19 protein-coding genes, 1 tRNA gene and 1 pseudogene are annotated in these 20,021 nt (G+C 59.0%); 11 read left to right on the forward strand and 10 right to left on the reverse strand.

Annotated features, from left to right (window positions below; genetic code table 11):
* Positions 1-176: 176 nt before the first annotated feature.
* On the reverse strand, positions 177-3,794 hold the full coding sequence (locus J2Y63_RS20550) for an ATP-binding protein (protein WP_435267590.1): 3,618 nt from the start codon (positions 3,792-3,794) through the stop codon (positions 177-179).
* A gap of 243 nt (positions 3,795-4,037) precedes the next feature.
* On the opposite strand from J2Y63_RS20550, the gene J2Y63_RS20555 reads away from it, so the two are divergent.
* Both J2Y63_RS20555 and J2Y63_RS20560 read left to right on the forward strand, forming a co-directional pair.
* Positions 4,038-4,487, forward strand: coding sequence for a phasin (locus J2Y63_RS20555; protein WP_256120680.1), 450 nt, complete (start codon positions 4,038-4,040; stop codon positions 4,485-4,487).
* A gap of 147 nt (positions 4,488-4,634) precedes the next feature.
* Positions 4,635-4,711, forward strand: a tRNA-His gene (locus tag J2Y63_RS20560).
* 168 nt (positions 4,712-4,879) lie between these two features.
* On the opposite strand, the gene J2Y63_RS20565 is transcribed toward J2Y63_RS20560, so the two are convergent.
* Positions 4,880-5,263, reverse strand: a complete 384-nt coding sequence (locus J2Y63_RS20565) for a hypothetical protein (protein ID WP_435267591.1) — start codon at positions 5,261-5,263, stop codon at positions 4,880-4,882.
* Positions 5,264-5,620: 357 nt separating this feature from the next.
* Here J2Y63_RS20565 and J2Y63_RS20570 point away from each other — a divergent pair, with 357 nt between their 5' ends.
* The 7 genes from J2Y63_RS20570 to J2Y63_RS20600 all read left to right on the forward strand — a co-directional run bounded on the left by J2Y63_RS20570 (position 5,621) and on the right by J2Y63_RS20600 (position 11,359).
* Positions 5,621-6,106: a hypothetical protein gene (locus J2Y63_RS20570; protein WP_435267592.1), complete on the forward strand. Its 486-nt coding sequence runs from the start codon at positions 5,621-5,623 to the stop codon at positions 6,104-6,106.
* Between the two features lie 138 nt (positions 6,107-6,244).
* A complete protein-coding gene (locus J2Y63_RS20575; protein WP_435267593.1) occupies positions 6,245-7,414 on the forward strand; it encodes a RelA/SpoT domain-containing protein in 1,170 nt (389 codons plus the stop codon).
* Entirely contained in the window at positions 7,398-8,138 is a 741-nt protein-coding gene (locus tag J2Y63_RS20580; RefSeq protein WP_435267594.1) for a hypothetical protein, read from the forward strand. The genes J2Y63_RS20575 and J2Y63_RS20580 overlap by 17 nt, the downstream gene beginning before the upstream one ends.
* Before the next feature lie 48 nt (positions 8,139-8,186).
* On the forward strand, positions 8,187-10,103 hold the full coding sequence (locus J2Y63_RS20585; RefSeq protein WP_435267595.1) for a DUF4209 domain-containing protein: 1,917 nt from the start codon (positions 8,187-8,189) through the stop codon (positions 10,101-10,103).
* Between the two features lie 31 nt (positions 10,104-10,134).
* Positions 10,135-10,419, forward strand: a complete 285-nt coding sequence (locus tag J2Y63_RS20590; protein WP_435267596.1) for a hypothetical protein — start codon at positions 10,135-10,137, stop codon at positions 10,417-10,419.
* A 368-nt stretch (positions 10,420-10,787) separates the two neighbouring features.
* A complete protein-coding gene (locus J2Y63_RS20595) occupies positions 10,788-11,096 on the forward strand; it encodes a hypothetical protein (protein ID WP_435267597.1) in 309 nt (102 codons plus the stop codon).
* Positions 11,093-11,359, forward strand: a complete 267-nt coding sequence (locus tag J2Y63_RS20600; protein ID WP_435267598.1) for a hypothetical protein — start codon at positions 11,093-11,095, stop codon at positions 11,357-11,359. Before J2Y63_RS20595 ends, J2Y63_RS20600 begins: the two co-directional genes overlap by 4 nt.
* Before the next feature lie 14 nt (positions 11,360-11,373).
* Here the strand turns inward: J2Y63_RS20600 and J2Y63_RS20605 are convergent, their stop codons facing one another.
* From J2Y63_RS20605 to J2Y63_RS20640, 8 genes and pseudogenes are all read right to left on the reverse strand, one after another.
* On the reverse strand, positions 11,374-11,892 hold the full coding sequence (locus tag J2Y63_RS20605; RefSeq protein WP_435267599.1) for a hypothetical protein: 519 nt from the start codon (positions 11,890-11,892) through the stop codon (positions 11,374-11,376).
* Between the two features lie 958 nt (positions 11,893-12,850).
* Complete coding sequence (locus tag J2Y63_RS20610; RefSeq protein WP_435267600.1) at positions 12,851-13,216, reverse strand: glycosyl hydrolase 108 family protein; 366 nt, start codon at positions 13,214-13,216, stop codon at positions 12,851-12,853.
* Between the two features lie 142 nt (positions 13,217-13,358).
* A complete protein-coding gene (locus tag J2Y63_RS20615) occupies positions 13,359-13,970 on the reverse strand; it encodes a hypothetical protein (RefSeq protein WP_435267601.1) in 612 nt (203 codons plus the stop codon).
* 153 nt (positions 13,971-14,123) lie between these two features.
* A complete protein-coding gene (locus J2Y63_RS20620; protein WP_435267602.1) occupies positions 14,124-14,456 on the reverse strand; it encodes a hypothetical protein in 333 nt (110 codons plus the stop codon).
* A gap of 730 nt (positions 14,457-15,186) precedes the next feature.
* Positions 15,187-15,744: an IS5 family transposase gene (locus J2Y63_RS20625; protein WP_435267680.1), complete on the reverse strand. Its 558-nt coding sequence runs from the start codon at positions 15,742-15,744 to the stop codon at positions 15,187-15,189.
* Positions 15,745-15,770: 26 nt separating this feature from the next.
* Positions 15,771-15,941, reverse strand: a pseudogene (locus J2Y63_RS20630) (transposase); the annotation flags it as partial.
* Between the two features lie 59 nt (positions 15,942-16,000).
* Positions 16,001-17,098, reverse strand: a complete 1,098-nt coding sequence (locus J2Y63_RS20635; protein ID WP_435267603.1) for a flagellin — start codon at positions 17,096-17,098, stop codon at positions 16,001-16,003.
* A 149-nt stretch (positions 17,099-17,247) separates the two neighbouring features.
* A complete protein-coding gene (locus J2Y63_RS20640) occupies positions 17,248-17,880 on the reverse strand; it encodes a hypothetical protein (RefSeq protein ID WP_435267604.1) in 633 nt (210 codons plus the stop codon).
* 220 nt (positions 17,881-18,100) lie between these two features.
* Between J2Y63_RS20640 and J2Y63_RS20645 the strand changes: the two genes are divergently transcribed.
* Both J2Y63_RS20645 and J2Y63_RS20650 read left to right on the forward strand, forming a co-directional pair.
* On the forward strand, positions 18,101-18,652 hold the full coding sequence (locus J2Y63_RS20645) for a recombinase family protein (protein ID WP_435267605.1): 552 nt from the start codon (positions 18,101-18,103) through the stop codon (positions 18,650-18,652).
* A 312-nt stretch (positions 18,653-18,964) separates the two neighbouring features.
* A complete protein-coding gene (locus J2Y63_RS20650; RefSeq protein ID WP_435267606.1) occupies positions 18,965-20,002 on the forward strand; it encodes a PstS family phosphate ABC transporter substrate-binding protein in 1,038 nt (345 codons plus the stop codon).
* Positions 20,003-20,021: the final 19 nt, after the last annotated feature.

Raw genomic sequence — 20,021 nt, forward strand, 5'->3', positions numbered from 1 at the left:
CCGCCAGCACGGCGGTGACTGAGAGCAGCGGGTGGCGGGCGGCGCCGGATCGCCGGAGCTGGCTATGCGCCGGCACGCTTTCAGACAGGACCTGCAAGGCTTTACCTCGACGATGCGGCAATCCCTGCCGGGGCAGGGGCGCGGGGAAGCGTTTTTCCCGGTCTAGCCCAATAGGGTCAATCTGCCAACACGCGCGGCGAGGGAAAACTCACTTCGACCAGCGTGCCCTCGTTCGGCGTGGAGCTGATTGAAAAGTTCGCCCGGTTGGCATCCACCATCGCCTTGGTAAGCGGCAGGCCGAGGCCGGTGCCGTCGCCACGCTTGCGCGCACCCGTCGTCACCTGCCGGAAGGGTTTCATCGCCTGTTCCAGCTCGCTACGCGTCATGCCGACGCCGGTGTCGCGGATGCGCAGCACGACGCTGCCGTTCGGCTCGTAGGCGGTCGACACGACAATCTGCCCGCCGGCCGGCGTGAAGCGGATGGCGTTCGACAGGATGTTGAGCGCGATCTGCTTGATCGAGCGCAGGTCCGCGACGATCTGCGGCACATTGGCCGAAAGCGAGGTGCGGATGATGACGCGCTGGCCGTTCGCCTGCGGCTGCACCAGCGACACGGCTTCCGCGATCGTCTCGTTCAGGCCGACGGCCGTGAACTCCAACTCCATCTCGCCCGCCTCGATCTTGGAAATGTCGAGCAGGTCGTTGACGATATCGAGCACATGGCGGCCGGAGCGGCCGATGTCGTTGGCATATTCGATGTAGCGCGGGTGGCCGATCGGGCCGAAGCGCTCCGTCGCCATCATGTCGGAAAAGCCGATGATGGCGTTGAGCGGCGTGCGGATCTCATGGCTGACGCGGGCGAGGAAATCGCTCTTGTGGGCATTCGCCGTCTCGGCCGCGCGCTTGGCGTTGCGCAGCTCCTCTTCGGTCCGCTTCCACTGGGTAATGTCGCGGATGACCGCGCAATAGCCGGAGGAGGAGGAGAGGCGGCCCATCGTCATGAACAGCGGGATGAAGCCGCCGGAAGCCTCGCGGCCGATAACCTCGCGCCCGTCGTTGAGCACGCTCGCGACGCCATGGCCGGCGAGGCCAGCGAGATAATCGAGCACCGCCTTCTGGCTTTCATGGGCAAAAAGCATGGCGAAGGGCCGGCCGCGCGTCTCGTCCTCGTCATAGTTGAAGAGGGCGCTTGCCGAGCGGTTCATCGAGCGGATGTCGCCCTCTTGACCGACCACCACGACGCCATCGGTGGCGGTTTCGAGGATGGAGCGCAGCTCGCTGACCTCGATGCGCAGTGCCGAGGCTACCGCATGGTCGGCGTTCCGCTCCTCGGTCTCGATGGGCGCGGGCGCAGTTTCGACCAGCGAAAGGGTCGGCTTGTTGGCCTGGATTGGCGTCAGCGCCAGCATCAGCGCGGTGCCGTCCTCCCAGCGGATCGACTGGAGGCGGGCGCGCACGGCGCTGGCACTCTCGCCATCGGCATGGCGCAGCGCCATCGTGCCGTCGCCATCGCCGGCGTCCTCGTCCGGGCCGCCCAGCAGGATTTCGAGCCCGCCGGAGGCTTCGAGGTCGTCGAGGCTGGAATAACCCGTCAGGCGGAAGAATTCCGGATTGGCATGGATCAGCCGGTCGCCGACATGCACCAGCAACGCCACGGGCAGAGCGTCGACCACGGCGGCGGTGAGGCCGTAATCCATCTGCCGGCGAGGCGGAGCGATCGCCGTGCGCGTCTCGGCATGGTCCTCGCTCAGGAGGTCGTCGGCATGCGGGCCGATTTCGAGGCCCGGCATTTCCGCATCGTTTTCGCCCCTCGTGGGCACGACGGCTGCAATTTCAGGCTCTTCGTCGCGGATCGTCTCAGCCGGCGTTTCGGCAGCGCGGTCGCCTGCCGGACGGTCCTCCGGCTTGCGCTTGCCGAAAGTCTCGCCGAGCTGACGGGCGATCTCGCGGAACGCCGCCTGCTCGCCGGTCGAGAGACCATCGAAAAGACCGCCGCGATTGCGCCGGGTTTCGAGCTGCACCACCTTGTCGGACTGGCGGCGGGCCGGGTTTTCGACCAGGCGCAACGCCGGGCGCTCGCCACGGAAGGCATCCTGTTCGTCATCGGCCGGCACGGCCGGCGTTGTTTCTTCTTCCGGAGCCGGGGAGGTGTCTGCGGTTTCCTCGGGCTCTACGGGTTCTTCGGCAACCGTCTCATCCGGTGCCGCGAAAGCGTCGTCCGTCACCTGCGCAGAGGCATGATCCGGAATCTCGATCGTTTCGGTCAGCCCTTCCGCCGCGTCCTCCAACAGCGTACCCGCCTCTTCGGCCAGAACCTCTTCCACCAGAACGGTCTGCTCTTCCTCGGCGGCCTCGACGCTGTGGCTGAGCGTCAGGCCGCGCGCATGAGGGTCCTCGCTCGAATCGGCGATGCGCACGATGCCGAAGCCGCGGAAGCCGTCGAATTCGCGGTTGCGCGAATAGGTGGGCAATGCGGCGAGATCGACCGGCACGACGAGCGCCGTGCCTTCGACCGGCCACAAGATCGTCTTGCCCGACCAGGTATCGCGGCGGCGCAGCAGGTCGCCGATCTTGCCTTCAGCGTCGAGGTCGAAGCGGGCCGCGACATCGGTAAAACGCTCGCCGGAGATGGCCGCGGCATGCGGCCCGACGGCGGCGGCGAATTCCTCCGAGATCTCGCTGAACCGCCCCTCCGCATCGATCTTCCAGACGAAACGGATCGGCCGTCCCTGCGGATTGAAGACGAAGCCGGATTTTTCAACGGGCGCTTCGGCGATGTCGGCGACGGGTTCCTCCGGAAACGCCGCTTCGGCCTCTTCCACGGTTTCCGCAACGACGTCTTCGACGGTGACTTCAGGTTCCTCCGCGACTGGCTCGTCGACTTCCGGCAGCGCTTCCGCAACCGGTTCGTCGGCGCTTTCCAACGGGGAAACGTCTTCGATTGCAGGTTCTTCCTCGGCGAAGGCGACCGCTTCGGGCTCGGAAACCGTTTCAACCGCTTCGGCTTCCGGCACGTCCTCGACCTGCGGCTCCTCCGCCACAGGGGTCTCGATCTCCGGCTCTGCCTCAGCTTCCACTGCGGCAATAGCCGCCGGCGCTGGCTCGGCCTCGTCCGGATCGAGATGCCCGAGGATCGTTTCGACAGCGAAGAGCAGGTGCAGCGCCGGATCGGTGGCGATGCGGCCGATGGCGGCGGGCAGGTTGCCGCGGCCGGTGGCGATCGGGCGCTTGACGAGGCGCTCCGTGCTGCGCCCGGCGGCCTCCACGAGCGCGCGCCGGGTTTCCGGGCTGACGGCGAGGCTTTCGAAATCCGCCGAGGCGGCGATGATCGTGCCGTCACCGTCGAGCACGGCCATGTGGGTGTCGGGATCGTCGAAGCCGGTGAGCATGGCGGCGGCCGCGTCCTGCTGGCTCTGTCGGCCGGCGCTGACGGGTGTGCTGAACAGGATCGCCTCGTCGCCGGGGCGGATGGTGACGCCCTCGACCGCCGAACTTACCGGGACGCTGCGAAACCCGCTGCCGATGCGCATGATGAAGCTGCGGCGCTCGCCCGGCGCCTGCACCTGCTGGGCGGTGGCGGAAAGCTGGCGGAAGGCGACATCCGCGCGGTCCGGTCCGGCATCAAGGAAATCATAGATGTTGTCGTGGCCGAAAAGGGCGGCGCCCCGGCCATTCGACCAGAGCACGCGCGCCATGTCCTTGGAAAACAGCACGACCGCTTCGCCCCGGGCGAAGGGCAGGCGCACCCGTTCATGGACGGCGACGTCGATAAAGGGATACTGCTTTGCGGACATATTCAGGCCTGTGTCTGCTTCCGGGGCCCCGGCTTTCGATTAACGCTTTATTAATAGCGGTGCATGTGCGGAGGGTCCAGCGCCTCGCCCGCAAAGGCCCGGGCTTTCGGGCAGAAGGGTTAACGCCGCCTCGAATTATTGTGCACCGCACAATTTTGTTGCAATGCGAAAAGAGATCGTCTATATACGGCTCATCCAAGAACACGGCGCCTCTAGAGAGGGCCAAACCAAGGAGCGCAGACAATGGCTACCAAGAAGACCGACGACGTATTCTCCATCGCATCCATCGACCCCAGCAAGGTCTCTGAAAGCTTCCGCGAGTTCGCCGAAAAGGGCGCCGCTCAGAGCAAGGAAGCTTATGCCAAGATGAAGGAAGCAGCCGAAGACGCGACCAAGACCGTCGAAGCGACGCTCGAAAGCGCCCAGGCCGGCTCCGTCGAACTCGGCCTCAAGGCCATCGAAGCGCTGCGCACCAATGCCGAAAACTCGCTTTCCCACATGGAAGCCCTGCTCGGCGTGAAGTCGGTCTCCGAACTGTTCGAACTGCAGACCGCCTTCCTGCGCAAGCAGGCCGAAGTCGTCGTCGAACAGGCCCGCACCCTTCAGGAAACCTCCAAGAAGGTTGCCGAAAAGGTCTCGGCTCCCGGCAAGTCCGCCGCCGAGAAGGCCATGAAGTCCTTCAAGACCGCCTAAGCCCCGCTTGGCAGGGTTTTACACGGCATGATAAAATGGCCGGGCATGAGCCCGGCCATTTTCGTATGTGCAAGCATGCAAAAAACGCTTGAAAAATGGTGCGGCTGCCCGTATGTGACGCACCAAGCGCGGTCGACGCGCCGTTGTGCGGTTGTAGCTCAGTTGGTTAGAGCGCAGGTTTGTGGCACCTGAGGTCGGAGGTTCGAGACCCCCCAACCGTACCATTCCCCTCTCCCAGTAAGTCGAATAGTCACAAGGACTTACAGGGAGAGGGGAGAATTTTCCCATCTCAAATCCATCACCAAGATCGCCGTGTTATGAAGCCCATAACACGCCCATAACATTTGGGCAGTGTTGACAACGCAGAACGGTAGGGGAACGGACGTCTGGAATCAGGCTTGCTGGGGCTGCCACATCGCCAGCGGCTTCCAGTTCCCGTCTACGCGTTCGTACCATTCAAACTCCCCACGCCCCTGATATGCTTTCATGATCACGGTGTCGTCGGCGCGACGATCGCATCCTGGGAGATGCGAAATCTTGAAGGCACCGTACTTGTCCCAGCTCGCCTCGTAGAACATCGGCGGGTAGTCCGGCAGATGCTCCTCGACCCATATTTCGACGACGGCGATTCCGTCCTTCGCCTCTTGGTATTCGAGCGTACCGACAGCTACGGCAACCGCGACGGCCCCAAGCGTGCAGCGCGGCGTGAAGCTCTGGACTGCTCCGTCGTTTATGCGAACCGAGTAGACTATCAGGTCTTCGACGCTGTCTCTCATGTCAGTTCTCCCTATGCGCCTTCCTGGCGCTCTAGGGATATTTTGCACCGGACATCAGAGGACCAAATTTAGCCGGCCGGAATTGACAATCTCCGTTGGTTACGCTGACGTACATCCTTGGTTGCGGGGGGGGACGGTCATGCAAGGCCACAGGGCATTCGAGGTGCGGCGCTCTTCGGAGCGTTAATCGGTGGAGCGTTTACGGTTGTCGGACTCCTGAAGAACCCGTCGCCTGCGGAGTTCGGATATGTCCTTGGCTCCGCCATAGTCGGCGCGCTTCTATGCGCCGTCGTCTATCGCGTGGTGATCGGGAACAAGTAAATGCTTCGATATCTAGGTGTCCTTGCAGCGGCCAGCATGGTGATGATCACGGATGCAGAAGCTAGGAGAGCGTCGTGCCTCGTTATGACCGCGCCCGACCCTCAGAACTCGAGCAGTCCCGCTTTCATGATGTCCTTTGATGTCGATGACACCGTGTATCCGCATTTTTTCAACGTCACGATCACTGACGGCGACACGTCTGATAAGATCGAGATCGGGCGGTACGATCCGAAAACAGCAAGAAACATGACGGATTACTTCGACAACGTCGCCGTTCGGAACGATGACTATCTGTCGAAGTTCTCGATCGAGTTGGGGCGCGCTTACCCCCAAGACCATTACGATCTCGATGGCCCCAAGCGGCTGCAATCTTCCGTAACCCAACGATACGCGCTCTACATCGACTGGAAAGGCGGAACTGCGGGTTGGCTTGAGGAGAGTGCGATGTACAACATGTACGATATCCTGAGCGTCAAACCGCAATATGCGGCGAGACCAGTATCGTGTGATCGGCTGGACTGACCCTCGTGACCTCGATGTAGAACTGCTCCGTTACCTTCGTTCGCATTCAGCGGGGGATCGCCGAGAAGTCGAGTTGTAAAACGCTCTTGAACTCTACTATTGTCTGCGTGAACAAAATCAGATTCACGGTGACGAACGTTGTCGAGCTATCCGGTCTACGAATACAGCATGCACGATGTAGCGAGGGCGGGACAGCGTTTGAAAGACGTTATTCCGTGGGATGACTATGACGATGAGGTTCGTCGGGTCTTTTCCGTCGCGAATAGTTGGCGTGACAGCCATGTGCTGCCGATGAAAAGCATTCGGCTCTCGATCGCACATCGGATGCGCCATCTGAAGCTATCGGGTGACGTCGTCGCGCGGGCGAAGCGCATGTCGTCGATCCGTGGAAAGCTGAGGCGGCACCCGGGTAAGCTGGACCAGATGCAGGACCTGGGGGGATGTCGCGCGATAATGGACGACATCAACGGTGTCAACGCTCTAGTGGCCGAATGCCAGCGCGTGCCGCACGAGGTTCGGAATCACAAGAACTACGTAGATAAGGCAAAGCCTGACGGGTACCGCAGCCACCACGTCATTTTTCGTTTCGATGGCGAGGCGGATCGGGCGGCGTATCGTGGGCGGCGTGTAGAACTCCAAATTCGCACCAAGCTCCAACATTCCTGGGCGACCGCCGTCGAGGTCGTAGGCCAGACCAGGCTGGAGGAGCTGAAATCCGGCAAAGGCAGCGCGGAGTGGCTTCGATTCTTTCGCCTGATGTCCGACGAGTTTTCCTTCGAAGAAGGCTGTGAGCTCGACCGCGTGGCGTCAGGGAGGCGGCAGCGCCTCGATGAAATCCGGGACTGCAACAACATTCTCAGGGCGACGGACGTTCTTGAGAACCACCGCTCGACCACCCGGTACATTGCTTCGTACATTCTGTCTGGCGACGCGAGGGTATTCCTGATCCGCTACGACAATGTCCATCATACTGTCAGCGTAGAGGGTTATTCCGACCCCTCTGTAGGTGCTCTCGCATTGCAGCACGAAGAAATGGCAATGGAAGAATCGGGTCTGGCGGAGAACAGCGCTGTCCTCGTCGATGCGAAAGAAGCGGCGTCGATCGTGTCTGCGTTCCCCAACTACTTCGGCGACGTCTCCCTCTTTCTAGGAAAACTAAAGGCGATCTGCGGAAAGGCGCGGGATATCGAGTATCAATTGCCAAAGCAGGAGACCGTTGCTCCCAAGCCTTATGAGGTGCCGGACCTGAGCTGGTTCAAGCAACGCCATCGGCGGTGGACCGAAGGCGGCAATGGCAACAAGAAATAGGAGTGGCGCTACTTTGGAAAGTTCAGAGTCGATATTCGGAAAATCTCCACCGCCGCGGCCAGAGGACGTTCTTTTCCGCTCGGCAGAGTCAGGCACGAATGCCTGCATATCCTACTGGCACAACGTCAACTATCCCTACAAGAAGGGCTTCCGGGTGGCTGCGCGCCGTTTGGCGATGCAGGTATGTGAGACCCACTCCGATCAGGACTCGTTGGTGTATCCGATACTCTATCTCTACAGACATCATCTTGAACTTGTTCTCAAAGATGTCTTCAGGACGATAGCCAGACTTCTAGATCACCCGATTTCCGACGACGATGAATGGAACCTCGGGAGACACGATCTCGCACCTATTTGGGAGATGATAGCACCTATGCTTGAGCCAGTATGTCGGCTTGGCGGTGCAGATGGCATACCGCCCGAAGATATAGAGGGGGTGCGTTCGTATCTTAGCCAGTTGAAGGAACACGACCCCGACGGGCAACGCTTTCGGTATGCTACAATAAAGGTGCGCCCGCCGAAAAAATCAGGTCTCCCCGTAAAACACGAGCGCTCAATCAAGGAAGAACTGCGGTTGGTGAATATTAGGGTATTTGCAACTCACATGGAACAGCTCGCCGATTATCTCGATGGTTTGGAAAGTTGGGCCGCGAACCTCCTTCAGACGAAGGTGGACATGGAGAGCGACTTGGAGAGGGATATGGAGAGCGATTACTCGGGCTGAGCAAATCCGATCAGTCTCAGAGCGTTTTAACTCTTCACGGAGGACGGCTTGCCAGTTCCAGAAGAATTCGAAGCCGTCCTGTTGGGAATTGATACGAGCGGCGAACCGACCACATCCCATGCCATAAGCGCTGCCTTGGCTGGGGCTCAAAGCGCATTGAAGGACAAGATCGCGCAGGGCGGAGCGTGGCCGGATATGATTGCATTTCAGTTTCAAGAGGACGCGTCGCAGCAAGGCCCATGGCATACATATTTCGGGCCGATGGGAAGTTCCACTTACGAGAACGGCACGGTGTTATATAGCCCCGATCCCGATCAGTTGGACGGCGAGGTTCTCGACCTCTGGGCCTCTCGGGCGGAGGCACTTGCACATCCGGTTCTCAAGGCTCGGTACGCAGACCTGTTGTGGGAGCTGGGGCGGCATGTCGATGGCCGCAAGCGAGACGTTAACTTCGCGAAGATCGCGGCTGACGCCTATGTATCTGCGGTCACCAATGGACTGTTGATCGAGCGCTACGAAATGGTCCCAGCCGCCTGCCGGGCGTTGGAACTGGCCCTGTCCATCAATGACAAAGAGCGAGTTACGATAGCTCGTGATCTCTTGCTCGATCTCTTCCGCCGCGGCGTCGCCGACGGGAACCGCTGGAGCGAACCTTATCGTCGTTTGGCCAGCAACAAGAAGGCCGGACTGACCGATGCCCAGAAGCAGGAACTCGTAGACGGACTGGAAGCGATTTATGCGAACACTGGGTCTGGCCAACCCGGGTTCGATCCGTTCGGACAAAAGGATGCCGCAGACCTCCTTCTTCAGCACTATCGGAAGCTAGGCTCGAAGGAAGACTTCGTCAGGATCGCGAAAGGTGTTTCCGAGAGCTTCGAGACACTTTGCGGAAAGGCATCGGGTCTTCAGGGAATGTCGTGGTTTGAGGATGCCGTCGAATACGCTGAACTCGCTGGAGACAAAGAGAACGTAAACCGACTGAAAATCGAGCGCGAGAAGTCTATCGCTCGAGCTTCGGATGAGATGAAGCCTATGAGTTGGCAAACGAAGGTTTCCAAGGAGGACGTCGACAGCTTTGTCGAAGGTCTCGTCGATGACCATCTCGGAAATTCCCTTGCCCGTATCGCGAATGCTTTCGTGCCGAGGGTCGCTGACAGGCGTGAAAGCATGAAGCGAGAGTCACCCATCCTTTCGATGATCACTATGCAGATACTGGCTGACGATCACGTGATGGCAAAAGTCGGAGGCGTTGACGAAGACCCCGACGGCCGCCTTTTCCATCACGCTTCGTTCCTGATGCAAACCGACGTCCTATGGCTCGACAAGTCGCTTGAATATGCGGTTGAGAGACACGATCTGGACACACACATTTTGGCGGGTTTCGCCAACAAAGACGGGCTTTTTCCTGACATTGCTCTCGTGAAAAGCGCCATCCAGGGCTGGATCGACGGCGACTATGTCAAAACCGTCTTCGTGCTGACGCCGCAAATCGAATGCGCGCTGAGGGAATTTGTCCGAGGCCTCAATCAAGCGGTGAACAAGGCCCACCCGACCATGCCAGGGAGAGAAATTCCACTCAACATGGGCGACATGCTGGCAAATCCCATCGTGAAAGAAGCGCTTGGAGAAGATTTGACCTTCTATATGCGGCTCGTGTTTTCCGATCCGCGGGGACGGAATTACCGAAACCGCGTGGCGCATGGGCAGATCGGTCGCGGCGAGATCAACTATGGAACCGCCAATGTCTTGATCCACTCGATGCTTGTGATGGCCGTTATCAACAACATCGCCGACGCCCGGAAGCAACAAGCCAAAGAGAAAGCTGAAGCTATCGTTGTCCAGGCCGCGGAAGACGACCTCATCAACGCTGCGCTCGAAGCCGCAATGGACGACAAGCCCGACGCGTCAATTCGTCGAGATCGACCTCGTCGTGGAAGCCGTGAACGACCCATGGCCGAGGATTGACTATTTTGTTCACTTTCCGTTCTATGGAGGCATGAAACACAGACGTGGCATCGATCTCACCAAGGGCGGACGCGGCCAGCCAATTTACGTCGGCGATGCCGAGGATGTTATGCGTGACGTCAACAGCATGATGCAGTGGGAATGCATCGGCGGCCGTTGCGCGCGGTGCGAACGGGAAGCTTGGCTTGATCGATGGGAACTGCAACGAGGGCGCTCGAGCATCATTCTTAGTGAGGTCGCCCAACACCTGCGCTGTCGAGCGTGCGGCAACACCGTGGGCAATCGCGTGATCCTCGGCAGACTACCGCGCGATTAGCCACCAGATCAGGCCGCCGATCGGCACGGCTACCGTTAGCACCGAGAGTACGTACGCCAGGGCTACAGGTGCCTCCCGTTCGCGCTGCGCATCGAGTTCCGCGAGCATATCTCTAACGGTCGTGGGCTCATGGACAAATGTACGCTTGATGTCATTGCGGCGCAGAGTATCTGGGTCCTGTAGCGATGACATCCATAGGCGAACAAGTCTCGGGTGCTTCACGTCGGCTCTCCTTTCACACCAACAACGCGGAACGCCTTACATGAGCTCCGTTAACGGATCGATCGCCAATTTCACCGGTGTCGACTTGCCGAGGGGAATCGAGCCCGGCACAAGGAGCGCCTGACAACGACGACGGAGGCAGGCACATGGCGAATTTTGGCGCACCAGCACACCAGGCGGCTATGGCTAACTTGGGCGGCATGATGATGGTTGCGGGCGGCGCAATGTGCCTGGCGCGCGGTGTGTCCGATGCCCTCGACGCCGTAGCGGAGGCTCGTTATCAGCGCCGCTACCACGACGCCTTCGACGCGGCGTCCACGCATGCCCGCGAGCTGGAAAACGTCGCTCGCGTCGCCGTCGAGCTGATCGCAGAACTCGAAGCGGAGGTCGCTGGTCTCCGTACGGCATGCGCCCAGCGCCAGGCGGTCATCAATAACCTGGTCGGCCGCGCATGACAATCACGGATCGAGAATGGGAGCTGCTGAAACGGCACTACGGCGACCTGGCGTACGAAGAGCCCCATAATCACGCCCGGTATCTCGCCGCGATCCGCGCCGAGCAGAAAAACGTCGCCGAGGGCCTCGGCGAGCTTGATCGCGGCGAGAGTGTCGATGTCGACGATGTCGTCGAGAAGGCTCTTGCGATCCTTGACCGCGCCCCGGACGTCCCGCCGGAGGCAGGAGACGAACTCCCTGAAACGACAAAGCCCGCCAACTAGGCGGGCTTTGTCGTTTAGAAACCCATCGCCCTCTGGTGAACGAACGGGGCGGCGTCTTTTTCGGCATTCGCGCGCGCCTTCCAAAGTACGATGTCGCCCCGCGACATCGCCGCGTCGTTCGGGATGCCTTCGATGAACCTCTTCAATTGGCTCGCGCCACCTCTCGCGAGCGCGCGCAGCGCGGCGTCATCCATCACCAGAAGCTTTGCCTGAATACGAGGATCGAGGTTTGTGGGTAGCTTCATGGTCGCTCGAGCGTCGGGGTGCGCGCGGCAGTACTCGAGGACAGATTCCATGATGTTCCGGTCGAACTTCTTCGCCTGGGATGCCGCGGTCTCGCGGGCGTTCTTGAGGACATCGACGTAGTTCGCGGCTGGAATGTCAGGCGTATACGACGGAGCTTCCCGCCCGCCGCCGAAAAGGGTTCTGAACGGCCAACTAATGATGTCGTCCAGCCATTTTCCAGCCGTCGGCATCGAGCCGATGATTTTGCTCGCGGCCGAGGCGAGAATAGCGGCGATTCTTTTCAACATTTTGGTCCCCCTGTTTGTCTGTAGGGATGTTGTACTTCATTATTGCAAAAATAAATTTCGTCGACGTGCTGTATAATTCTCTGTATAGCCTGAACACTACTATCAGATGCACTGAAAGTGAGCGGGAAGTGAATTCTGAACATATGACCTACTACAAACTACTCAGGGATATTTATCGACATAGTCGTGCCTTAGGTGCTTCTCCGCGTGAAGTCTCCCATTCCTTCGGGCGATCGGAGCAAACGATCCGCAGGTACATGTGCGAGCCAGGCACGAAGTCTTCGATTTAGCCCCCTTGAAGGCGATTGATGCGATGGCGATGTGTGTGCGCGCCTTTTCGACCAAGTCCTGCCTCCCGAGGGAACTGCAGCGGAAAGACTCTCCAAGGAGTGGCTCGCCGTCCTCGAAGGGCGCCGCGTACCTCGGTCCGTGCTTCCTAAGATCGCGGGCCTGGATGCGGGACGCGTGATCTGGGTTGGACATCAGGACACGATGTTTGGCATCCGACCGACCGAAGACTTGGTCCGACGGGCAATTGCTGCGGAAGCGCTTTCGCAGGCTGGGAGAGCGGCATGAGCCACATTATCGTTCTCAAAAGGCACTCCGACGGTGCCCTGCGCCGAGCACGACCAGCGTTCCTATTTCAAGACCCGAAGTCCGTGGCGCAGAAGCTTTTGCTTCCGGACAGGTATGTGGTCTCGGGATCACCCGAACATCAAGCGATTTTGGATGAACTCGATAAGGGGAGCCTGATGGCTCCCTTGCTACGTCGACACCACAACGAAAGGCCCGGGCGTATCCCCGGCCCTGACACAGGCAGCCTATAAGATGGAGTCTTTCCTATGCAGCCAATGCCGTGTCATGGGGAGACCGCGACATCGTCTGCATATTCACAATGCTGCCGGCCACTGCCCACATCAACACCGCGGGCGAAATTCATGGCCTCTTCACTACAAAGCTATCCCACGGGCTCGACTCTACCGGAGATTGACGACTCCATTGTCAGGTAATCGCTGGGAGACAAGCGTACCGACGGATGCTTGGAGCCACGTCGCTCCACGGGAGACGCCCGATTCACGGCGGCGTCGAAGATTGCATGGTCTACGCCTGCCGGAAGATCGTCATAGCGGACCATATCGGCGTACTGCGTCTTGTAGATCGTCGCGACCTCGGGCTCGGCGATCAGCTTGACCGACCTCACGCGATGGCCCAGCGGCTTGCGATAGCTGTCGTAAACAGCCTGCGTGGTGCCGAAGTTCGTGGCTCCGCCCGGGGTCTTGGGCTGATTGACATAGCCACGTTCGTCGCGGCGGAGATGTGTCATGGCTGACGGATAGGTCAATGCGACGATGGCGAGGTACTCCTGGAATACCTCGATTGTTGCGCTGGGCTAGCGCGTAAGACCACACGGAAAAAAGGAAAAGCGGCCCACAGGCCGCTCATTGTCAATCGTTCGTGGGATGGATTTACGCTGCTTCGGCGATCTGATCCTTCAGTTCGGCAAGGCCTTCTTCGAGGACGAAACCCTGCTTCTTGTCAACGACACTGAGAGCCTCAGCCAGCTTTACCTCTGACTTCGCCCAGCAATCGTACTCCCTGTCATCCCGCTCGTTGAGCAACGCGCTGTACTCGGCAGCTTCGCGTTCGGAGCCAAAGCCATAAATTCCGTCTCCGGAAGCGGATGGCTTTGCAATGTACCACCAGTCTTCCAGCTCCGGAAGCATTTCATCCTTCAGCTCGGCATGAGCGGCGACAAGCTTGTCGTGTACGATCTCGGCGATATCACCCAGCACGCCGCTGCGCGCGTCGAGACTTGCTTCTCGGTAGATAGCCACATCGGCTTCGCCAAGCGCGGCCGCGATGTCATGACGAAACTCACTGTTGATATCGAGGTGTGCGTCCTCGTGGCAGAGTTCGAGATCATCGGTCAGCCATTCAAGCGAGCCGTGAACCACATTGCCGTCAACGGCGATATCGAATGCGATTTGAACGTCGGAGGAGTTGACGAACTTTGCATTAATGACGGAAATGCGATCCGCCAGCGCAACGAGGTTGGTGTCTGTAAGTGCATTATTCATTTTGATCTCCATTTTCAGATGTAAATCACGATCTGTATTTAGATGATTGCCGGAGTCGGCGAGATATAAAAGAGGGTATACCGAAAAATATTCCAATAATTCCTCTGGCGATATGTTATACGCGAAATAGATACGGATGTCGGCAAATTTTACTTACGCCCGCTCCCGGAAATACGTGGAAAAGATCTCAGGGTCCACGGGGCGCTTATCTTCCTCGGTACCGTCCGGCTTGGCGCTAATCGCTTCATCGAGCTTCTGGCCAGCGGCGGCGAGCTGTTCGATCGCTGTCGAGATTTTGTCGTACGCATCAAGCAGGGCTTCTTCGGCTGCGGCTGAGAAAGGATCGTCAGTATCAGGAATCTTCTCAGCGTCGGCTTCCTCGTCGTGGAGAACGTCGATGTCGCTAGAGAGATCGACGAGGGTCACGCGAAGTGCGTCGAGAGCGCTGAGTGCGGCGGAGATGCGGTCGTTGCGGTCAGGGGTCATCAGAGGTTCCTTTTGAGAATGGTTAGAGTCCCCAGGTAATTCCAAAAATGCGGATCGCAAGCGAGTCTGGTAATATTTTTTATGGAATAAGTGATTGATACCCTTATGTGATTTTCAATTGTCTTATAACGCAATTGAAAATCACATTGGTGCCATTCAGGCCACCATCCGCACATCGAGAGCGTTCCGACGGAGGGGTATCTGGTGTCGCAAGTCGTGATAAGAATCGACCTAATGCCAGCCTGCGACCTTCGATCGCGACTGTCCGATCGGTCTCGTTTGCGGCTTTGACCAGCCAGGCATCACAACGTTTGTCAGCATCCACTGAAACAGTTTCCTATCGCTCACGACGCCCTGGTTCGGCATTGGACCAGTCGTCCTCGGCATGCGCACCGTACTATCGTCGCCTAAAGTACTCCCCGGACTGCGGCACCTACATATTCGCGTCTCTCGAAGCCGGCCTCACGTCGGCCCCATCGCCTACCTAAGTGATAGCGTGGCGAGATGCGCCACGCTTACGCACCGAAGGGGCTTTGAGTTTTTCGAGCTTCTGTTTCACGGCGAGAGGGTATGATGCAGGAAACCGCGCATGCCGAGATCGGATGCAAGGGCAGCCGCAGCAGGAGCAGCGGAGCGCTGCCCCTTCAACGGGCGCCGGGACCGATGGCCCCCAGCGAGGTATTCAGTTTAGAGCCGGCGCGCCCATTTGCTAGGCTGAGGAATCGTTAAATCAAAGCCAGAAGATTACGCCTGCAGCGATGCATATGGCTGAGAAGAATGTATGCGCGCATCGGTCGTAGCGGGTTGCGATGCGGCGCCAGTCCTTGAGTTTGGCGAAGAGGTTCTCGACCTTGTGGCGCTTCTGGTAGAGCGCCTTGTCATAGGGATATGGCACCTTCTTGCTGCGGCTCGAAGGGATGCAGGGTTCGATGCCTTTTGCCTGCAAGGCTTCCCGGAAGGTCTTGCTGTCATATCCCCGGTCGGCAATCAGCGTCCTGGCTGGCGGCAAGGCATCCAGCACGAGACGAGCGCCCCTATGGTCGCTCATCTGGCCTTCGCTAAGCAGCATGATGATTGGGCGTCCCTCGCCATCGCAGACGGTGTGCAGTTTGGAATTCAGTCCGCCTTTGGTTCGCCCGATACGACGGGGAACATCCCCTTTTTGAGCAGGCTCGCCGCCGTGCGATGTACTTTCAGGTGCGTGGCGTCGATCATGATACGCTCGGGCCTGGGACCTGCACCGGCCAGTGCCGCGAAGATGTGGTCGAACACGCCAAGGCGGCTCCAGCGAATGAAACGGTTATAGAGCGTTTTGTGGGGTCCGTAATCTTTTGGTGCATCCTTCCATTGCAGGCCATGCTTGATGACGTAGACAATGCCGCTGACGACACGGCGATCATCAACGCGTGGAACCCCATGGGCCAAGGGAAAATACGGCGCGATCCGAGCCATCTGGCGCTCGCTTAGCAGAAACAAATCACTCATCAAGGTCTCCTTTCAGAAACCGTGAATCACATCTCAAACCAAATTAATAGGTCCTGAGCCTAGTTGAACAGACGGAGTATCGTCTCCGGCTCCGAGTTTGCTATGTGAAGCGCCTGCATCGCCAACTGTTGTTGGGTCTGCAAAGCCTTGAGACGCGTGGACGCTTCATTCATGTCGGCGTCGACCAGCCTGCCTATACCCCGAGTGACCGTTTCCATCCGCTTCTTGTTCAGTTCATCGTGCGTATCGAGAGAGTTTTGGAGCGTGCCGAGATAGGCCATCCGGTCCGTCAGGCCCTGGAGCTTGGTATCCAGATAGTCGATAACATTGGAATACAGCCCGGCTCGATCACCGCCGTTCCGCGCGATGTTGTTCTCCAGCCTCATCAATGTATAGGACGGATGGACGTCGTATGCCTCGGGCTCACCCGTGGTCGGGTTGGTGAGCAGGATGTTGTACCAGGTGGCGGAGGCGGGAACGAACGAACCGGGCGTATCGATCACGTCGGAAAGATCGAACAGCGAGCGCTCGGGATTGTAATCCGAGGGATGGCTCATCGGGTAGCCTGCGTCGTCGTTCAGAAGAAGTAGGTCCATGGCCTCCACATCCAGCGTCTGAACTTTGGCTTCACCGTATCCGATGACGAACGAGTAGACCTTCTCGCTCGCCTTCTGCGGCTGGCCCTTCTGGTTGTAAAGCAAGTTCACGCCGGAGAATGAGGCGGAAATCATGGCGTCACGAGCCTGGTCCTGCAAAAGCTGCATCTTTTGTTCGATTTCGGCGACGTCCGACCTGGCGTAATACTTGTCTGGCGAAAACCCGCCGATCACGAGGTTCTCGAACTCCGGCGGCGGCATGTCGCTAGCGATGATCGCGAGGTTCCTGATCTCGACGAAACTCTTTTGAACGGTCTTCATCGCGGCATAGGCGGTGTCCACAATACCCGAGGCGAGCCCGATACTGTCGGTGACGGCGGACATCGCCAGCGCCTCCGAATGCATCGTGGTGGATATCGACCAGTAAGCAGCGTTATCGGCTGCGGTCTTCACGCGCAGCCCCGAACTGATTTGCTGGCTGGTTTCGTCAAGGGAAGAGCCGATACCTCGCAAGGTCTGGAGAGCGGACATTGCGGCGATGTTCGTTAAAATGCTTGTCATCGGACCACGCCAATTTATCGATGCCTGAAATCAACGCTATCGTCATGATGCCAGCGCGACCTGATGCCGCCCGCCGACTATGGTTCATAAGACGTTAAGGGATGCAGCAAGTCGCAAGGGTAGAAATACCCGATTTGCGCGAACGTCGCTCAACCCTGGTCCATAGCCGCTGTGACGGACAGCGTAGCGAGGTGCGCCACGCTACGCGCACCGAATGCGGCTTTGAGCTTTTCGAGTTTGTGCTCGACGGTGCGGAAGGAAAGGCCGATCTGGCCGCCCATCTCCCGTGCGGTAAAACCTTCCCGAAGCAATTGCAGGATCACGAGTGAGGTGGCGTCCAGATCCGGCACCATCGGTGCGACAGGCAGAATGCAGCGGACACGCATGAGGGATAGGCACCACGCGGCATGTCCGCCCGTCTTCCTGTAGGGCAGGACAATGCGATTCCCGACGATCCGGGCATGCAGAAGGCGGGCATCGACAGGCTCGATCTCCGGGCGCTCCTGCAGGATCGCGCGTTGCCGCCCCGCCACCAGTGTTTCGAGTGCGAACCGCTGATCTGCAAAATCGCGAAACGGCCGACCTTGCTCGAAGTCTAGTATATCGGCAAAGCCCGAAGGAAGCGCGTAACTGTGAAAGAAAGAAAAGGTCCAGTCGAGCGGGTCGGCTGCCGACGTGTCCGTGACGGTCAATATCATGTCAGGACCGAGATATTGCAGGACGTGGGCACAGAGGACGTCCGCACCGTTCGTTGAAGCTGCATTCGTGATCCAGGCGTCCATAAGTCGGGCCGCGCATTGCGTGAAGGAGGTCAGCGCGCGCGGACGGGATAGAAACGAACCTTTTTGTCATCACCGCAGCAACGGGTTTGTTCCTTGCAAAAGCCCTTGCCACGATCGGAAATCTCAAGGGTCGCCCCTACGCATGCCTTCCCCGCGAAAAGGTTCCTTTTTGTCAAGGTAACGGCGGCATGGTGCGGCCAGCACAAGGTTTTCCACCGGCATGGCAATGATCGGATATGCAAGGGTTTCGACCAACGACCAGAACCTCGACCTTCAGGTGAACGCTCTGCGTTCGTCCGGGTGCGAGAAGGTGTTCGAGGACCATGGAATTTCCGGCGCGGTGGAGAAACGCCGCGGCCTTAACGCTGTCCTTCGTAATCTCCGGAGGGGCGACACGCTCGTCGTCTGGCGGCTGGATCGCCTCGGCCGCTCGATCCGCCACCTGATCGACGTCATCAGCAAGCTGCAGGCGCGGGGGATCGAGTTTCGTTCGGTAACGGAAAGCATCGACACCAGTTCGGCAGGCGGGCGGATGATTTTTCATGTCATTGCGGCAATGGCAGAGTTTGAGCGGTCTATGATCAGCGAACGGACGATTGCGGGGATGGAAGCGGCGCGCCAGCGCGGCCAAAGCCTTGGACGCCGTCGATCGCTGACTGAAGAGCAATGCGCCGATGCGGTCAAGGCGCTACGGCAGGGTCGTGAAAGTCTGACGGATGTTGCCCGCCGCTACAGGGTCCATCCGCGAACGCTGAAACGGCTGATCGGCTGAGCGATTGCCAGACGCTCCCGGTACGTTCAGCGTCAGCCGGCCGAGGGCGATAAGTCGAATTTCGGCGAATAGCACACTCGCTGTCATTGCATTGTTGCAGGCTGCTCCGTGCAAATGCTACGGTCGACATGAACGCGAAAACATGAAGCGCCGTGTTAGCGCATGTAGGATTGCGTTCCCATTACCTAGACGCGACGGGCCGCTTAAAGGTCCGTTTTACTTCTTACAAAAAACTGTCACAAATCTGTTATGCAACTCCCGTAGATGGATGGCGACGCCGAAGCGTCAGTCCAATTCCACGGGAGAAAATCCATGAAGAAATATCTCGGAAGCTGCGCGATTGCCGCTATCGTGCTGGCGACGGCAGGCTCTGCCATGGCTCGCGACCAGATCAAGGTGACCGGTTCCTCGACCGTGTTCCCCTATTCGCAGGCTGCTGCTGAAGAATATGCAAACAAGACCGGCAAGGCTGCTCCGGTTGTTGAATCGGTTGGCACCGGCGGTGGCTTCAAGGCGTTCTGCGGCGGCATTGGCGAAGATTTCGCCGATATCACCGGTGCATCGCGCGCTATCAAGGATTCCGAAGTCAAGCTCTGCGCCGACAATGGCGTGACCGACATCACCGAAGCCCTCATCGGCTATGACGGTCTGTCGATCGCGGTATCGCGCGCCAACACGACCGACTGGAGCCTCACCGAAGAGCAGATCTTCAAGGCGCTCGCCGCCGAACTGCCGGATGGCAAGGGTGGCTTCATTGCCAACCCGAACCAGATGTGGAGCGATATCGACCCCGCTCTTCCGGCAACCAAGATCGTCGCGTTCGGCCCGCCGCCGACGTCCGGCACGCGCGATGCTTTCGTGGAACTAGTCATGCACGATGGCTGCAAGGGCCTGCCCGGCATGGCTGACCTTCAGAAGGCGGATGCCGACAAGTGGAACGAAGTCTGCTCGCGCATGCGCCAGGACGGCCCGTTCGTCGAAGCCGGCGAAAACGACAACCTTATCGTTCAGCGTCTTGAAGCCGATGCCAACTCAATCGGCATCTTCGGCTATTCGTTCCTGTTCGAAAACAGCGACAAGCTGAAGGACGTCAAGATCAACGGTGTTCCGGCGACTTTCGAGACCATCGCTGACGGCACCTATCCGGTTGCCCGTCCGCTGTTCTTCTACGTCAAGAACGCGCACCGCGACGTTATTCCGGGCATGAAGGAATTCCTCGAGGAATATATGTCGGACGCGGCCCTCGGCCAGGATGGTTATATGGCTGAACGCGGTCTGACCCCGCTTGCTCCGGAAAAGTTCAAAGAAGCCCAGAAGGCTGTTCTCGAAGGCAAGAAGTTCGGCTCCTAATCGCTTAAAATAACTGCGC

Origin of the sequence: Shinella sp. BE166 (assembly GCF_051201095.1) — a bacterium.
Classification (GTDB): domain Bacteria; phylum Pseudomonadota; class Alphaproteobacteria; order Rhizobiales; family Rhizobiaceae; genus Shinella; species Shinella lacus.

What these genes read in the sequence shown, in the direction of transcription:
- J2Y63_RS20550 (WP_435267590.1), bottom strand. Translation starts at nt 3,794, where the DNA reads ATGTCCGCAAAGCAGTATCCCTTTATCGACGTCGCCGTCCATGAACGG.
- J2Y63_RS20555 (WP_256120680.1), top strand. Translation starts at nt 4,038, where the DNA reads ATGGCTACCAAGAAGACCGACGACGTATTCTCCATCGCATCCATCGAC.
- J2Y63_RS20565 (WP_435267591.1), bottom strand. Translation starts at nt 5,263, where the DNA reads ATGAGAGACAGCGTCGAAGACCTGATAGTCTACTCGGTTCGCATAAAC.
- J2Y63_RS20570 (WP_435267592.1), top strand. Translation starts at nt 5,621, where the DNA reads ATGGTGATGATCACGGATGCAGAAGCTAGGAGAGCGTCGTGCCTCGTT.
- J2Y63_RS20580 (WP_435267594.1), top strand. Translation starts at nt 7,398, where the DNA reads ATGGCAACAAGAAATAGGAGTGGCGCTACTTTGGAAAGTTCAGAGTCG.
- J2Y63_RS20590 (WP_435267596.1), top strand. Translation starts at nt 10,135, where the DNA reads ATGAAACACAGACGTGGCATCGATCTCACCAAGGGCGGACGCGGCCAG.
- J2Y63_RS20595 (WP_435267597.1), top strand. Translation starts at nt 10,788, where the DNA reads ATGGCGAATTTTGGCGCACCAGCACACCAGGCGGCTATGGCTAACTTG.
- J2Y63_RS20600 (WP_435267598.1), top strand. Translation starts at nt 11,093, where the DNA reads ATGACAATCACGGATCGAGAATGGGAGCTGCTGAAACGGCACTACGGC.
- J2Y63_RS20605 (WP_435267599.1), bottom strand. Translation starts at nt 11,892, where the DNA reads ATGTTGAAAAGAATCGCCGCTATTCTCGCCTCGGCCGCGAGCAAAATC.
- J2Y63_RS20610 (WP_435267600.1), bottom strand. Translation starts at nt 13,216, where the DNA reads ATGACACATCTCCGCCGCGACGAACGTGGCTATGTCAATCAGCCCAAG.
- J2Y63_RS20615 (WP_435267601.1), bottom strand. Translation starts at nt 13,970, where the DNA reads ATGAATAATGCACTTACAGACACCAACCTCGTTGCGCTGGCGGATCGC.
- J2Y63_RS20620 (WP_435267602.1), bottom strand. Translation starts at nt 14,456, where the DNA reads ATGACCCCTGACCGCAACGACCGCATCTCCGCCGCACTCAGCGCTCTC.
- J2Y63_RS20635 (WP_435267603.1), bottom strand. Translation starts at nt 17,098, where the DNA reads ATGACAAGCATTTTAACGAACATCGCCGCAATGTCCGCTCTCCAGACC.
- J2Y63_RS20640 (WP_435267604.1), bottom strand. Translation starts at nt 17,880, where the DNA reads ATGGACGCCTGGATCACGAATGCAGCTTCAACGAACGGTGCGGACGTC.
- J2Y63_RS20645 (WP_435267605.1), top strand. Translation starts at nt 18,101, where the DNA reads ATGGCAATGATCGGATATGCAAGGGTTTCGACCAACGACCAGAACCTC.
- J2Y63_RS20650 (WP_435267606.1), top strand. Translation starts at nt 18,965, where the DNA reads ATGAAGAAATATCTCGGAAGCTGCGCGATTGCCGCTATCGTGCTGGCG.